The sequence below is a fragment of the Candidatus Eisenbacteria bacterium genome (assembly GCA_035712145.1).
GTDB lineage: Bacteria > Eisenbacteria > RBG-16-71-46 > RBG-16-71-46 > RBG-16-71-46 > DASTBI01.
Genome location: DASTBI010000201.1, coordinates 1 through 15,520 on the forward strand (window position 1 = coordinate 1; position 15,520 = coordinate 15,520).

The following is a 15,520-nucleotide window of genomic DNA, read 5'->3' on the forward strand; positions in this document are numbered from 1 at the left end:
GCGGGAGATGGTGATGCCCGGGGACAACGTGGACGGAATGGACGTGGAGCTGATCACGCCGATCGCGATGGAAGACGGGCTGCGGTTCGCGATCCGCGAGGGTGGGCGCACGGTCGGCGCCGGCGTCGTCACCCAGATCGATAAGTAGGCGGAGGAAGTCGTGCGGGATCAGGTCACGTTGGCGTGCAACGACTGCAAGCGACGGAACTACATCACCACCAAGAACAAGCGGCTCCATCCCGATCGGGTGGAGTTCCGGAAGTTCTGTCCGTTCTGTCGCAAGCACACGGAGCACAAGGAGACGCGGTAAGAGGCACTCGGGAGGGAGACCGTTTTCTCTGGCGAGCCAGAGAAAACGGTAGGCCTGTAGCTCAGTCCGGCTAGAGCACCGGTCTCCAAAACCGGGAGTCGGGGGTTCAAATCCCTCCAGGCCTGCCATTCCGGAAGGCGGCAGGGACGCCGGGGCAGTCGAGAGGTCGCGAGAGTCGAGGAGGCATCGAGATGTCGTTGGTCGGTCGGATGCGCGAGTTCTGGAAGAACGTCGGCGTGGAGATCACCAAGGTGAGCTGGCCCACGCGGGACGAGCTGCGCGCTTCCACGATCGTGGTGATCGTCACCGTGCTGATCGTCGCTGCTTACATCGGCGTGGTGGACCGGGTTCTCAACATCGGCCTGGGGCTGGTCTTCAAATGACCAAGGACGTCATGACCAAGCGGTGGTACGTGGTCCATACGTACTCGGGCCACGAGAACAAGGTGAAGACGAACCTGGAGAAGGCGATCACCTCCTCGGGGCTCGGCGAACACTTCGGGCAGATCCTGGTTGCCACCGAGGACTTCGCCGAGATGAAGGACGGCAAGAGGAAGATCTCGAAGCGAAAGACCTTTCCGTCCTACGTGATGATCGAAATGGAGCTCAACAACGAGACCCGACATCTGGTGCAGAACGTGCCGGGCGTGACGCGCTTCATCGGCTCCGGACAGAGCGCGATCGCCCTCAAGGAAAACGAGGTCCGGCGGATCCTCGGACAGATGGAGGCCACCAAGTCCAAGCCGGTGCCGACGGTGACCTTCAGGATCGGCGACCACGTGAGAGTGGTCGACGGCCCGTTCAGTGCCTTCTCGGGAGTGGTCGACGAAGTCAACAACGAGCGCGGAAAGGTGAAGGTGATGGTCAGCATCTTCGGCCGCGCCACGCCGGTGGAGCTCGACTTCCTTCAGGTCCAGCCGGTCTAGGTCCGGTCAGGAGCAGCGACGATGGCGAAGCCAGTACAAGCGATGGTGAAGTTGCAGTGCAATGCCGGCAATGCCACTCCAGCACCGCCCGTGGGGCCGGCGCTGGGGCAGCATGGAATCAACATCATGGAGTTCTGCAAGCAATTCAACGCCCGGACCCAGCATCAGACGGGTCTGGTGATTCCGGTCGTGATCACGATCTACAACGATCGGTCGTTCACGTTCATCACCAAGACGCCGCCCGCGGCAATTCTGCTGAAGAGGGCGGCGGGTCTTGCCAAGGGCTCGGGCGTACCCAACCGCACCAAGGTCGGCAAGGTGTCGCGGACGCAGGTGCGCGAGATCGCCGAGCTCAAGGCGCCCGATCTCAATTCCGCCACGGTGGATGCCGCCGAGCGGATGGTGATGGGGACGGCCCGCAGCATGGGTATCGAGATCGCCGACTAAGAGAAGAAAGGGAAGGACCCGGATGGTTCGCCTGGAAAAGGAAGATGCCGAGCTGCTGCTGAGAGGCAAGACGCCGCGCGAGATCTACGACATCGTGCGCGAACGCGTCGCGCGTGCTCCGGGAGCGAGCATCAACGACTTCATCGAGACTCTCGAGTGGGTCGTCAAGGAAGGCTACGCGACGGAAGCGGAGCTCGAGGCGGTCGAAGAAGAATCGGCGTAGCAAGGATCACGGCGGGCCGAGGAGAGGTCGCGGCCCGGGGCGTGATCTTTCCCCTGAGTCGTGGGAGTGCCGGCACAGGCCGGCACGCTGGCACCACGGAGGAATGATGAAGCACGGCAAGCGATATCGAGCGGCGTCCGAGCTGACCACCAAAGCCGGTCCGGTCAAGGATCTGGCCGAAGCGGTGAAGCTGGTCAAGCAGACGGCGCGCGCCAAGTTCGACGAGACCATCGTGGTCTCTTCTCACCTCGGCGTCGACCCGCGGCACTCGGACCAGCTGGTCCGCGGCACGGTGGTGCTGCCCCACGGCACCGGAAAGAGCCTGAGGGTGCTGGTGCTCTGCAAGGGCGACCGTGAGAAGGAGGCCGAGGCGGCGGGCGCGGACTTCGTGGGAGCGGACGAATACGTGAAGAAGATCCAGGACGGCTGGCTCGAGGTGGACGCCATCGTGGCGACGCCCGACCTGATGGGCGAGGTGGGCAAGCTCGGACGCGTGCTGGGTCCGCGAGGGCTCATGCCCAATCCCAAGAGCGGCACGGTGACGTTCGACGTGGCCAAGGCCGTCAAGGAGCTCAAGGCGGGCAAGATCGAATTCAGAGTGGACAAGGGGTCGAACGTGCACGCGCCCGTCGGCAAGGCGTCGTTCGACCAGGAGAAGCTGCTCGAGAACGCGTCGGTGTTCCTGCGCGAGCTGGTGCGCGCCAAGCCGGCGGCCGCCAAGGGCACGTACATCAAGTCATTGACCCTGAGCGCGACGATGGGTCCCGGAATCGTGCTCGATCCGACGGCCGTGACGGCCTCGTTGAGCCGATAGGAGAGCGAGATGCCCACCGCCGAAAAGCAGCGGATCATCGAGGACACGTCCGCGCGCCTCGAAGGCGTCCGCGGGGTGTTCCTCGCGGACTTCAGCGGCATGACCGTGGAGAAGATCTCGCTGCTCCGCAAACAGTGCCGGGAGCAGCAGATCCAGTTCCACGTGGTCAAGAACACTTTGCTCAAGCGCGCGCTCAATGCCCAGGGAATCTCCGCGCTCGACGAGCACCTGAACGGACCGACCGGCGTCGTGTTCAGCCCGGTCAATGAGTTGGCGCCCGCCAAGATCCTGGTGGATTTCGCCAAGGCCCACGAGCGTCCGCGCGTCAAGGCGGCCTTCGTGGACGGACGGTTGTTCGACCAGAAGTCGGTTGGCGTGCTGGCGACGCTGCCGAGCCGCGAAGTGCTGCTCTCGCAGGTACTGAGCACCTTCATCGCGCCGATGACGCAGTTCCTGGCCGCGATCGAAGCCACGCTGCGGCTGCCCGCCACGATGGCGGACGTTCTGGAGCGGGAAAAGAGCAAGACCGCGTGAACGACGCCGAGCGCCGCTCGGCCTGAGGTTTTCGAAACAGTCAGACCCTGGAAGGAGAATCGGAAAGATGGCGACCGCGATTGATCAGGTGCTCGACCTCATCGGCAACATGACGGTGATGGAGCTGGCCGAGCTCAAGAAGCAATACGAAGAGAAGTTCGGCGTCACCGCCGCCGCGCCCATGATGGCGATGCCGATGGGCGGCATGGCGGGAGGCGGCGCGGCCGCCGTGGAAGAGAAGACGGAGTTCGACGTCGTTCTCACGAGCGCCGGCGACAAGAAGATCCAGGTCATCAAGGTCGTGCGCGAGCTGACCGGGCTTGGACTCAAGGAAGCCAAGGACCTGGTCGACGGCGCGCCCAAGACGGTCAAGGACAAGGTGACGAAGCAAGAGGCCGCCGACATGAAGGCCAAGCTCGAGGAGCAGGGCGCCTCCGTCGAGATCAAGTAACCGGCTCTCCGGGCGGGCAGCGTGCCCGCCGCGGAGACGTCGTGGCCCCACGCCGTTCGGCCGGCGCGCTCGCCCGCGCAGACCGGACCGCGAGGATGTCGTTCCTCCACGCGAGAGAGGCAGAAGGCTTTGAAGACGACACGTCGGAAGGATCGCAAGAGCTTCAGCAAGATCGACCGCGAATGGAATCTCCAGATTCCCAATCTGCTCGAAGTCCAGCTCAAGAGCTTCCGGGACTTCCTGCAGATGGAGACCGACCCGATGCGGCGCCGCAACGAGGGCCTGCAGGAGGTCTTCACCGGGGTCTTTCCCATCAGCGACCCGCGCGAGCTGTTCGAGCTCGCGTTCGTGGCCTACGACATCGGCGAGCCCAAGTACTCGATGGATGAGTGCGTCGAGCGCGACCTCACCTTCTCGGCGCCGCTCAAGGCGCGGCTTCGGCTCATCACGCGCGAGGAAGTGGACGGTGTCCGGCGCGACAAGGACGTGATCGAGCAGGAGGTCTACCTGGGTGAGCTGCCGCTCATCACCGAGAGCGGCACGTTCATCATCAACGGAGCGGAGCGCGTCATCGTGTCGCAGCTCCACCGCTCGCCCGGCGTGTTCTTCGACGAGCTCACCCACCCGAACGGCAAGCAGTTGTTCTCGGCGCGGATCATTCCCTACCGCGGCTCGTGGGTGGAGTTCAGCCTCGACGTCAACGACATCATGCACGTGCACATCGACCGCAAGCGGAAGCTGCCGGTCACCGTGCTGCTGCGCGCGCTCGGATTCGTGAGCGACCGCGAGATCCTCGACCTGTTCCACGAGCGCGAGACGCTCGACGTGCGGGGCAAGAAGGTCGAAGGCGCCCTGGGACGCATCTGCGCCCAGGACCTGGTCGATGAGGCCACCGGCGAGATCCTGCTCGAGGCCAACGACGAGATCACGCCTGAGAAGGTGGAGGTCATCAAGCGCGCGGGTCTCGAGAACCTCGAGGTCTACATCATCCCGAAGCAGGATGAGGCGGACGTCGTTCGCAACACCCTGCGCAAGGACCCAACGCGCTCGCAGGAAGAGGCGCTGCACCGCATCTACAGTCTGCTGCGTCCCGGCGAGCCGCCGCGCGCCGATTCGGCCCGCGAGATCCTCAACAAGCTGTTCTTCAATCCCAAACGCTACGACCTGGCGCGGGTCGGGCGGTACAAGCTCAACCAGAAGCTGCCGCACGAATTCCTGCTGCCGGGACGCGAAGTGCGCCGCAGCCTCGGCCTGGGGATTCCCGATCTCAACCACACCACGCTCTGCCGCGAGGACTTCATCGTCATCGTGAAGTACCTGCTCATGCTGCGGACGGGCGGGGACATGGTGACCGATCGCGGCGCGGACCCCGCGGTGACGGACGATATCGACCATCTCGGCAACCGCCGCGTGCGCTCGGTGGGCGAGCTGCTGGCCAACCAATTCAACATCGGCCTGGCCCGCATGGCCCGCATCATCCGGGAGCGCATGTCGCTTCAGGACCAGGAGAACGTGACGCCCACGGACCTGGTCAACGCCCGCACCATCTCGGCCGTGGTCCAGAGCTTCTTCGGGAGCTCGCAGCTTTCGCAGTTCATGGACCAGACCAATCCGCTGGCGGAGCTCACCAACAAGCGTCGTCTCTCGGCGCTCGGCCCCGGCGGGCTGACGCGCGATCGCGCCGGCTTCGAGGTGCGCGACGTGCATTACACGCACTACGGACGGATGTGCCCGATCGAGACGCCGGAAGGGCCGAACATCGGTCTCATCTCGTCGCTCTCGACGTACGCGCGGGTGAACGAGTTCGGCTTCCTCGAGACGCCGTACTTCCGCGTGCAGGACGGCACGCTGGACCGCAAGAAGCCGGAGTTCCTCGCGGCTGACGTCGAGGACCGCTCGCACATCGCTCCGGCCAACACGCCGTTCGACAAGCGCACGGGTGGGCTGTCCGATCCCTCGCTCACGGTGAGGTTCCGCGGCGAGTACCCGACCATCGACAAGACCGAGGTCGAGTACATGGACGTTTCGCCCATCCAGCTGGTTTCGCCGGCCGCGGCCCTCATTCCGTTCCTCGAGCATGACGACGCCAACCGCGCGCTGATGGGCTCCAACATGCAGCGCCAGGCCGTGCCGCTGCTCGAGACGGAGTCGCCGCTGGTCGGAACCGGTCTCGAAGACAAGGTCGCCCAGGATTCGGGCGCCCTGGTGCTGGCCAGGCGCTCGGGTGTCGTGGAGTTCGTATCGGGCGAGATGATCGCGATTCGCTACGAGCGGGATGCCGAAGAGGTCGCGGTCGACTACAGCGAGCAGCCGAACCTCGACATCTACCGGCTCACCAAGTTCCGGCGCTCGAACCAGGACACCTGCCTGAACCAGCGGCCGATCGTGACCGAAGGACAGAAGGTCAAGAAGGGCCAGGTGATCGCCGATGGTCCGGCCACGAAGGAAGGCGAGCTGGCGCTCGGGCGCAACGTGCTGTGCGCGTTCATGCCCTGGGGCGGCTACAACTTCGAGGACGCCATCCTGGTGAGCGAGAAGCTCATCAAGGACGACGTGTTCACCTCGATCCACATCGAGGAGTTCGAGCTGCAGGTCCGTGACACCAAGCGCGGCGTGGAAGAGATCACCCGCGAGATCCCCAACGTGTCCGAGGAGGCGGTCAAGAACCTCGACGAGGAAGGCATCATTCGCATCGGCGCCCGCGTGCGCCAGGGCGACATCCTGGTCGGCAAGGTCACGCCGAAAGGCGAGCAGGAGCTGTCTCCGGAAGAGCGGCTGCTCAAAGCGATCTTCGGCGACAAGGCCGGCGACGTGCGCGATGCCTCGCTCAAGGCGCCGCCCGGGATGGACGGCATCGTCATCGACATCAAGGTCTTCTCACGCCGCGAGAAGGACGAAGGCACCAAGCAGCAGGAGAAGAAGAAGATCGACAAGCTGCGCCGCGAGAGCAAGAAGGAGCGCGAGCGCATCGCCGACGTTCGTCTGGCGACCGTCGCCGAGCTGCTCGACGAGCAGCTGGTGAACGTCATGCGCAGCGCCTCGACCGGAGAGCCGGTGGCCCGGAAGGGCCGCAAGTTCACGCGCGAGTTCCTCGCCGAGATCGACCTCGACGACGTCGCCTGGGGAACTCCGGTCACCGAGGACGCCCGGCTCAACGAGCGGTTCTGGGCGGCGATGGACGGCGCGCAGTCGGCGTTCACGCGCTGCGAGAAGGAGCTGGAAAAGGAGATCGAGAAGGTCACCCGCGGCGACGAGCTGCCGCCGGGGGTGGTCAAGCTGGTGAAGGTCTACATCGCCAAGAAGCGCAAGCTCTCGGTGGGCGACAAGATGGCTGGACGGCACGGCAACAAGGGCGTGGTCGCCAAGATCCTGCCCGAGGAAGACCTGCCGTACATGCCGGATGGCACGCCGATCGAGATCGTCCTCAATCCACTGGGCGTGCCCTCACGGATGAACATCGGCCAGGTGCTCGAGACGCACCTCGGCTGGGCCGCGCACCAGCTGGGCTACAACTGCGCGACGCCGGTGTTCGCCGGCGCGACGGTCGACGAGATCAAGTCAGAGCTGACCGAAGCGGGCCTGCCGACCGATGGCAAGACCGAGCTGTACGACGGCCGGATCGGCGAGGCCTTCGACGAGCGCGTCACCGTGGGCTACATCTACATGATGAAGCTCAGTCACCTGGTCGACGACAAGATCCACGCGCGCTCGACCGGTCCCTACTCCCTGGTCACCCAGCAGCCGCTCGGAGGCAAGGCCCAGTTCGGCGGCCAGCGCTTCGGCGAAATGGAGGTGTGGGCGCTCGAAGCCTATGGCGCCGCGTACACGCTCCAGGAGCTGCTGACCGTCAAGAGTGACGACGTGTCGGGACGATCCCGGATCTATGAGGCAATCGTGAAGGGGGAGAACCCTCCGGAGCCGGGCGTGCCCGAATCATTCAACGTTCTCGTGAAGGAATTGCAGAGTCTCTGCCTGGAAGTGCAGTTCGAAGAAGTGTGAGCGCCGTGCATGAGGCGCGCCGGGGTGTTGTTCGCCGCAGGCCGCGACTCGCTTAGGTCCCGAGGAGACACGAGATGATGCAGGAAACGGAACTGCAGTCGCCGCTGAGCGTGGCCGCAGGAAAGTTGGGGTTGAGCCGGCTCGAAGAGCAGGAACAGCGCCGTCGTGCCGCGTTCAATTCCATCCGCATCCGGCTGGCGTCGCCAGACGTCATCCGCAGCTGGTCGCACGGCGAGGTGACGAAGCCAGAGACCATCAACTATCGGTCGTTCAAGCCCGAGAAGGACGGGCTTTTCTGCGAGAAGATCTTCGGCCCGGTCAAGGACTGGGAGTGCAATTGCGGCAAGTACAAGCGCATCCGCTACCGGGGGGTCATCTGTGACCGCTGCGGTGTCGAGGTCACGCAGGCCAAGGTGCGGCGCGAGCGGCTCGGCCACATCGAGCTGGCGGTGCCGGTGTCGCACATCTGGTTCTTCAAGGGTGTGCCGTCGCGCATCGGCCACCTGCTCGACATGAGCATCCGCGACCTCGAGCGCATCCTCTACTACGAGTCGTTCGTGGTGATCGATCCCGGCAATACCGGCTTCAAGAAGAAGGAGATCATCACCGAGGACCAGTTCAACGAGGTCATGGAAGAGCAGCCCGACTCGGGTCTCAAAGCCAAGATGGGCGCCGAGGCGATTCGCGACATGCTGGGGGAGCTGGATCTCGAAGAGCTCCAGGCCGACCTGCGCGCCAAGGCCAAGATCGAGACCTCGGTGCAGCGCAAGAAGGAGACGCTCAAGCGTCTGCGCATCGTCGAGGCGTTCCGCCACAGCGGCAATCGCCCCGAATGGATGATCCTCGAGACGGTTCCAGTGCTGCCTCCCGACCTGCGCCCGCTGGTGCCGCTCGAGGGCGGCCGGTTCGCGACGTCGGACCTCAACGATCTCTACCGCCGGGTCATCAACCGCAACAACCGTCTCAAGAAGCTCATCGACATCAAGGCGCCCGAGGTCATCCTGCGCAACGAGAAGCGCATGCTGCAGGAGGCCGTGGACGCGTTGTTCGACAATGGCCGCCGCAGCCGCGCCGTGCGCGGCCAGGGCAACCGTCCGCTCAAGTCGCTGTCCGACATGCTCAAAGGCAAGCAGGGCCGGTTCCGGCAGAACCTGCTCGGCAAGCGTGTCGACTACTCGGGCCGCTCGGTGATCGTCGTCGGGCCCGAGCTGCGGCTCAACCAGTGCGGATTGCCGAAGAACATGGCGCTCGAGCTGTTCAAGCCCTTCATCATCCGCAAGCTCGAGGACCGCGGCTACGTGCAGACGGTCAAGAGCGCCAAGCGGCTGGTCGAGCGCGAGAAGCCCGAGGTGTGGGACATCCTGGGCGAGATCATCGAGAACCATCCGGTGCTGCTCAACCGCGCGCCGACGCTCCACCGCCTCGGCATCCAGGGGTTCGAGCCGGTGCTGGTGGAAGGCAAGGCGATCAAGATCCACCCGCTGGTCTGCCAGGCGTTCAACGCCGACTTCGACGGCGACCAGATGGCGGTGCACGTGCCGCTGTCGTTCGAGGCGCAGATCGAGACCAGCCTGCTCATGCTGTCGACGCACAACATCCTGTCGCCGGCGCACGGCAAGCCTCTGGCGACGCCGAACCAGGACATCGTGCTCGGATGCCACTACCTCACGCAGACCCGGGGCGAGGCGCTCAACCCGCACGCCGCCGAGGCGGGTCTCCAGCCCGCAGATCCTCGGCGACTGCGCACGTTCCATGGCACCACCGAGGTGCGCGCCGCCTTCGATTCGGCCGAGATCTCGCTCCATGCCCGGATCGCGCTGCGGGCCGCGGGCCTCAACGTCACGCGCGCCAGCACGCTCGACCGGGGCGGCTACGTGATCACCACCGCCGGCCGGGTGCTCTTCAACGAAGTGCTGCCCAGCGATCTCGGCTTCATCAACGAGACCATGGACAAGAAGACGCTCGAGAAGCTGGTGGGCGACTGCTACGCCCGCCTGGGCGCGGAGATCACCTCGGATCTGCTCGACGCGCTCAAGGACCTCGGCTTCAAGTTCGCCACACAGGCCGGGTTCACGGTCGGCATCGACGACGTCCGCATTCCGCCCGAGAAGAACGAGATCATCTCGCGGGCGCGCGCCGAAGTGGATCAGATCAACCTCAACTACCGGCGCGGCGTGATCACCGAAGGCGAGCGCTACAACAAGGTCATCAACACCTGGACCCTGGCCACCACCGAAGTCGAGGAGATCACCTTCGAGGGTCTTTCCAAGGACCGCGACGGGTTCAACCCGATCTTCATGATGGCCGACTCGGGATCGCGCGGTAACCGCGAGCAGGTCCGCCAGCTGGCGGGCATGCGCGGCCTGATGGCCAAGCCTCAGAAGAAGATCACCGGAGGCCTGGGCGAGATCATCGAGTCGCCGGTCATCCACAACTTCAAGGAAGGTCTGAGCGTGCTGGAGTACTTCATCTCCACGCACGGCGCGCGCAAGGGTCTGGCCGACACTGCGCTCAAGACCGCCGACGCCGGTTACCTCACGCGCCGTCTGGTCGACGTCGCGCAGGACATGATCATCAACGAATACGACTGCGGCACGATCCGCGGCCTGTCGGTCGGCGCGCTCAAGGACGGCGAGGACATCATCGAGCCGCTGGCCGATCGCACGCTCGGCCGGGTGGTCGCCGAAGACGTCATCCACCCGATCTCCAGCGAGACCATCGTCGAGGCGGGAATGCTGGTGGATGAAGAGATCGCGGACCGGATCGAGGAGGCGGCCAAGGCCGGACTCGAGAAGATCCGCATCCGCTCCGTGCTCACCTGCGACGCGCGTCGCGGCGTTTGCGGCAAGTGCTACGGGCGCAACCTGGCGACCGGAAGGCCGGTGGACCTCGGCGAAGCGGTGGGCGTCATCGCCGCCCAGTCGATCGGCGAGCCCGGCACGCAGCTGACGCTCCGCACCTTCCACATCGGCGGCGTGGCCGCGCGCATCGTCGAGCAGTCGCGCGCGACCGCGAAGGAGGCGGGATCGGTCCGGTTCAAGGACGTGGAATTCGTGACCTACCACAGCGGCGTGCTGGTGTGCACCGGGCGCAGTGGTGAGATCGAGCTTCACGACGACGTGGGTCGCGTGCGCCAGCGCTACACGGTGCCCTACGGCGCTCATCTGTTCGTCAACGACAAGCAGACCGTCGAGACCGAGCAGGTGCTGTTCGAATGGGACATCTACAACGTCCCCGTCGTCTCGGAGAAGACCGGAGTCGTGCGCTTCGTGGACGTGAAGGACAAGGTCACGGTGCGCGACGAGGTCGACGACACCACCGGCAAGAAGCTGCTGGTGATCATGGAAGACCGGAACAAGGAGCTCCAGCCGGCGATCGATCTGCTCGACAAGAACACCGGCTCCAAGCTCGCCCACTATCCGCTGCCGACGGGGGCCCGGCTCGAGGTCCGGGACGGCCAGGAGGTGGTTGCCGGCGATCCGATCGTCAAGACTCGCCGCGAGGCCTCGAAGACCCGGGACATCACGGGCGGTCTGCCCCGTGTCGCCGAGCTGTTCGAGGCGCGCCGTCCCAAGGACGCTGCGATCGTGTCCGAGATCGACGGGCGCGTGGAGTTCGGCGGTGTCTCGCGCGGCATGCGCAAGCTGGTGGTGCGCAGCGACGACGGCGACACCAAGGAGTACCAGATCCCGCAGGGTCGCCACCTCCACGTCCAGGAGGGAAGCCCGGTGCGGGCCGGCGACCGTCTGACCGAGGGCCCGATCAATCCGCACGACATCCTCCAGATCAAGGGCATCGAGGAGGTGCAGGAGTACCTCGTCAACGAGATCCAGGAGGTCTACCGGCTGCAGGGCGTGCGCATCGACGACAAGCACATCGAAGTCATCGTGCGCCAGATGCTGCAGAAGGTGCGGATCGAGGATCCGGGCGACAGCGCGTTCCTCGAAGGCGAAGCGGTGGACCGTCTCGCGGTGCTCGAGGAGAACGAGCGCCTGCTGAAGGAGGGCCAGTCACCCGCGACCTTCAAGCCGCTGCTGCTCGGGATCACCAAGGCATCGCTCTCGACCGAGAGCTTCATCTCGGCGGCTTCCTTCCAGGAGACCACGCGCGTGCTCACCGAAGCCGCCATCCAGGGCAAGGTCGATCACCTGCGGGGACTCAAGGAGAACGTGATCATCGGCCACCTGATCCCGGCCGGGACCGGCATGTCGGTCTATCGCCGGCTCAGGCTCGAGTCCGAGAAGCAGGCGGCGGCGGTGGTCGAGGAAGTCGAGGGGGCAAAGACGGCTTGACAGTGGAAAATCAGGCATTTACAGTGCCCGGTCTGCGCGGCGACGGTGAGAGGAACGACTTCACGGATACCGTGGCCTACCAATCCGCGCAAGCCCATAGCAGCCATACCGTTGGAGGTAGACTGTGCCGACGTTGAGCCAGCTGGTCCGTCATGGCCGGCGGCCGCAAAAGAGCAAGACCGGTGCGCCCGCGCTGAAGGGGTGTCCCCAGAAGCGTGGCGTCTGCACTCGCGTGTACACCACCACGCCGAAGAAGCCCAATTCGGCGCTGCGCAAGGTGGCGCGCGTGCGGCTCACGAACGGCATCGAAGTCACCTGCTACATCCCGGGCGAGGGGCACAACCTGCAGGAGCACTCGATCGTGCTGATTCGCGGCGGTCGTGTGAAGGATCTGCCGGGCGTGCGCTATCACATCGTCCGCGGAACGCTCGACGCCAGTGGCGTCACCGGGCGTAAGCAGAGTCGCTCCAAGTACGGCACGAAGTCGAAGTAGGGCAGAGCACGGCGAATCCGATCAGGATTGCCGTGCGTTGTCGTCGTCGGCGGGACCCAGGGTCCTTTCGGCGATCTCGTAAAAGGAATGTGAACCATGCCGCGTAAAGGCAGTGCACCCCGGCGCGAGTCGGTGCCGGATCCGAAGTACGACAACGTGCTCGTCACCCGTTTCGTGAACGGGATGATGGGGCGCGGCAAGCGTGCCGTGGCCGAACAACACTTCTATTCGGCGATGCAGATGCTCGAGCAGAAGACCGGGCAGGACGCCATGACGGTCTTGAAGCAGGCGATGACGAACGTCAAGCCGGTGCTCGAGGTGAAGTCTCGACGGGTGGGAGGCGCCAACTACCAGGTTCCGGTCGAGGTTCGCCCCGACCGGCGCAACGCACTGGCCATCCGCTGGCTCATCAGCTTCGCGCGAGCGCGGGCGGACCACACGTTTGCGGAGCGCCTGGCGGCGGAGCTGATGTCGGCTTCGCGAAACGAAGGCGGCGCGGTGAAGAAGCGCGAAGACACGCACAAGATGGCGGAGGCGAACAAGGCCTTCGCTCATTACCGCTGGTAGCCCATCGACGGTAAAGGCCGGCCCCAGGGCCGGCCTGGATAGCGGCGCTCATGCGCCGACGTCTGGCGAAACGTCCGATGGCCACAAAAGACGCATCACCGCGCTTTCTAAGACGGAAAGGCAGGTGGTGACTTATCGCAGCACTCTAGAACCTGAAGGAAGACGAATCAGATGCCTCGGCAGTACCCGTTGGACCGATATCGCAATATCGGGATCATGGCCCACATCGACGCCGGCAAGACCACCTTGACCGAGCGCATCCTCTTCTATACGGGCCGCATCCACCGCGTGGGCGAGGTGCACGAAGGCGCCGCCACGATGGATTGGATGGATCAGGAGCGCGAGCGCGGGATCACGATCACCTCCGCCGCCACCACCTGCATGTGGCGCGACCACCGCGTCAATATCATCGATACCCCCGGGCACGTGGACTTCACCGTCGAAGTGGAGCGCAGCCTGCGCGTGCTCGACGGCGCGGTCGCCGTGTTCTGCGCCGTGGGCGGCGTGGAGCCGCAGTCCGAGACGGTGTGGCGCCAGGCCGACAAGTACAACGTTCCGCGCATCGCGTTCGTGAACAAGATGGACCGCGTCGGCGCCGACTTCGACAACGTCATCCGCATGATGGAAGGCCGCCTCGGCGCCAAGCCGGTGCCGATCCAGGTGCCGATGATCCTGGCCGAGCAGTTCCAGGGCGTGATCGACCTGGTGGACATGCAGGCGATCACCTACCACGAAGCGAGCCAGGGCACGACGTTCGACGTCCACGACATCCCGCGCGACCTGGTCGACATGGCCAATCGCGCGCGCTTCCACTTGCTGGAGACGGTGGCCGAGTTCGACGAGCAGCTGCTCGACGACTACCTCCACGAGAAGCCTTACACCGGCGATGATCTGCGGCGCGCGATCCGCTCGGGCACGCTGCAGGGACGCATCACGCCCGTGCTGTGCGGATCGGCGTTCAAGAACAAGGGCGTGCAGCGGCTGCTCGACGCGGTCGTGGAGTTCCTGCCCTCGCCGCTCGACAAGCCGCCGGTGCAGGGCCAGGACGCCCAGACCTTCGAGCACGTCACCCGCAAGCCGCAGGACGACGAGTACTTTTCCGCGCTGGCATTCAAGATCATGACCGACCCCTATGTGGGGAAGCTCACGTTCTTCCGCGTGTACTCCGGGACCGTGAACTCGGGCGACGGTGTGCTCAATCCGGCGACCGGGCGCCACGAGCGCATCGGCCGTCTGGTGCAGATGCACGCCAACAAGCGCGAAGAGGTGAGCGAGGTGTACGCCGGCGACATCGCGGCCGGCATCGGCTTCAAGAAGGTGACCACCGGCACGACGCTGTGCGATCCGAAGCATCCCATCGCGCTCGAGGCCATGCATTTCCCCGAGCCCGTCGTGGACGTCGCGATCGAGCCCAAGTCGAAGGCCGACGAAGAGAAGATGTCGAACGCGCTCGTGCGGCTGGCCGAGGAGGATCCGACGTTCCGGGTCCGCACCGACGAAGAGACCGCGCAGACCGTGATCTCCGGAATGGGCGAGCTGCACCTCGAGATCATCGTCGACCGCATGAAGCGCGAGTTCAACGTCCAGGCCAACGTCGGCAAGCCTCAGGTCGCGTACCGCGAGACCATCTCGGTGCCGGCCCAGGTGCGGCACCGTTTCGTGCGCCAGACCGGCGGCAAGGGCATGTTCGCGGACGTCATCCTCAAGGTGGAGCCGCTCGAGCCCGGAAAGGGCTTCGTGTTCGAGAACGAAGTCGTGGGCGGAGCGATCCCCAAGGAATACATCCCGGCGGTCGAGAAGGGTGTCGAGGAAGCCATGCGGAGCGGCGTGCTCGCCAGCTACCCGGTGGTGGACGTGCAGGTCACGCTGCTCGACGGCTCCTACCACGAGGTGGACAGCTCCGAGATGGCGTTCAAGATCGCCGCCTCGATGGCTTTCAAGGAGGCCTGTCAGAAAGCCAAGCCGCGCCTGCTCGAGCCGGTGATGGACGTCGAGGTCGTGGTTCCCGAGGAGTACATGGGTGACATCATCGGCGACCTGTCGTCACGGCGCGGCCGCATCGGCGGCATGTTCACGCGCTCGGACGCCCGGGTGATCGCAGCCTCGGTGCCGCTCGCGGAGATGTTCGGTTATGCCACGCGCATGCGCTCGATCTCTCAGGGGCGCGCCGTGTACTCGATGCAGTTCTCACGCTACGAGACTCTGCCCCAGGCAGTGGCGGAGGAGATCGTGGCCAAGGTCAGAGGATAGAACGGAAAGATCCGAGTCGCGCCTGGAACGGCGCCGCTCCTGAAACGCGATCGCAGCCACGGAGGTTGGTTCAAATGGCCAAGCAGAAGTTCGAGCGGACGAAGCCGCACGTGAACGTGGGGACGATTGGTCACGTGGACCACGGGAAGACGACCTTGACGGCGGCGATCACGATGGTGTTGGCGCAGAACAATCCGACGATCCAGGTGCGTGAC

The 15,520-nt window shown here is 65.0% G+C and carries 15 protein-coding genes and 1 tRNA gene; all 16 read left to right on the plus strand.

Annotated elements, in window-relative coordinates; genetic code table 11:
• On the plus strand, positions 1–148 hold a 148-nt coding region (gene tuf, locus VFQ05_14155), incomplete at its 5' end, for an elongation factor Tu (protein HET9327906.1).
• Positions 149–160: 12 nt separating this feature from the next.
• Positions 161–310 (plus strand): 50S ribosomal protein L33, encoded by a 150-nt coding sequence (rpmG, locus tag VFQ05_14160; protein HET9327907.1) that lies wholly within the window; start codon positions 161–163, stop codon positions 308–310.
• 50 nt (positions 311–360) lie between these two features.
• A tRNA-Trp gene (locus VFQ05_14165) sits at positions 361–438 on the plus strand.
• Between the two features lie 63 nt (positions 439–501).
• Positions 502–693, plus strand: coding sequence for a preprotein translocase subunit SecE (gene secE / locus VFQ05_14170; protein HET9327908.1), 192 nt, complete (start codon positions 502–504; stop codon positions 691–693).
• Positions 694–704: 11 nt separating this feature from the next.
• Positions 705–1,235, plus strand: a complete 531-nt coding sequence (gene nusG, locus VFQ05_14175) for a transcription termination/antitermination protein NusG (protein ID HET9327909.1) — start codon at positions 705–707, stop codon at positions 1,233–1,235.
• 21 nt (positions 1,236–1,256) lie between these two features.
• On the plus strand, positions 1,257–1,682 hold the full coding sequence (rplK, locus tag VFQ05_14180; GenBank protein HET9327910.1) for a 50S ribosomal protein L11: 426 nt from the start codon (positions 1,257–1,259) through the stop codon (positions 1,680–1,682).
• Positions 1,683–1,704: 22 nt separating this feature from the next.
• Positions 1,705–1,905: a hypothetical protein gene (locus VFQ05_14185; GenBank protein HET9327911.1), complete on the plus strand. Its 201-nt coding sequence runs from the start codon at positions 1,705–1,707 to the stop codon at positions 1,903–1,905.
• A gap of 103 nt (positions 1,906–2,008) precedes the next feature.
• Positions 2,009–2,719, plus strand: a complete 711-nt coding sequence (rplA, locus tag VFQ05_14190) for a 50S ribosomal protein L1 (protein HET9327912.1) — start codon at positions 2,009–2,011, stop codon at positions 2,717–2,719.
• Between the two features lie 9 nt (positions 2,720–2,728).
• Entirely contained in the window at positions 2,729–3,253 is a 525-nt protein-coding gene (gene rplJ, locus VFQ05_14195; GenBank protein ID HET9327913.1) for a 50S ribosomal protein L10, read from the plus strand.
• 67 nt (positions 3,254–3,320) lie between these two features.
• Positions 3,321–3,704: a 50S ribosomal protein L7/L12 gene (gene rplL / locus VFQ05_14200; protein ID HET9327914.1), complete on the plus strand. Its 384-nt coding sequence runs from the start codon at positions 3,321–3,323 to the stop codon at positions 3,702–3,704.
• Positions 3,705–3,833: 129 nt separating this feature from the next.
• Positions 3,834–7,703 carry a DNA-directed RNA polymerase subunit beta gene (gene rpoB / locus VFQ05_14205; GenBank protein ID HET9327915.1) on the plus strand — a complete coding sequence of 1,290 codons (3,870 nt, stop codon included), beginning with the start codon at positions 3,834–3,836 and terminating at the stop codon, positions 7,701–7,703.
• A 74-nt stretch (positions 7,704–7,777) separates the two neighbouring features.
• Positions 7,778–11,995 (plus strand): DNA-directed RNA polymerase subunit beta', encoded by a 4,218-nt coding sequence (rpoC, locus tag VFQ05_14210; protein HET9327916.1) that lies wholly within the window; start codon positions 7,778–7,780, stop codon positions 11,993–11,995.
• A 124-nt stretch (positions 11,996–12,119) separates the two neighbouring features.
• A complete protein-coding gene (rpsL, locus tag VFQ05_14215) occupies positions 12,120–12,488 on the plus strand; it encodes a 30S ribosomal protein S12 (protein ID HET9327917.1) in 369 nt (122 codons plus the stop codon).
• Between the two features lie 96 nt (positions 12,489–12,584).
• Positions 12,585–13,055 (plus strand): 30S ribosomal protein S7, encoded by a 471-nt coding sequence (gene rpsG, locus VFQ05_14220; GenBank protein ID HET9327918.1) that lies wholly within the window; start codon positions 12,585–12,587, stop codon positions 13,053–13,055.
• Positions 13,056–13,226: 171 nt separating this feature from the next.
• Entirely contained in the window at positions 13,227–15,305 is a 2,079-nt protein-coding gene (fusA, locus tag VFQ05_14225; GenBank protein HET9327919.1) for an elongation factor G, read from the plus strand.
• A gap of 74 nt (positions 15,306–15,379) precedes the next feature.
• A partial coding sequence (locus VFQ05_14230) for a GTP-binding protein (protein HET9327920.1) occupies positions 15,380–15,520 on the plus strand: 141 nt, incomplete at its 3' end.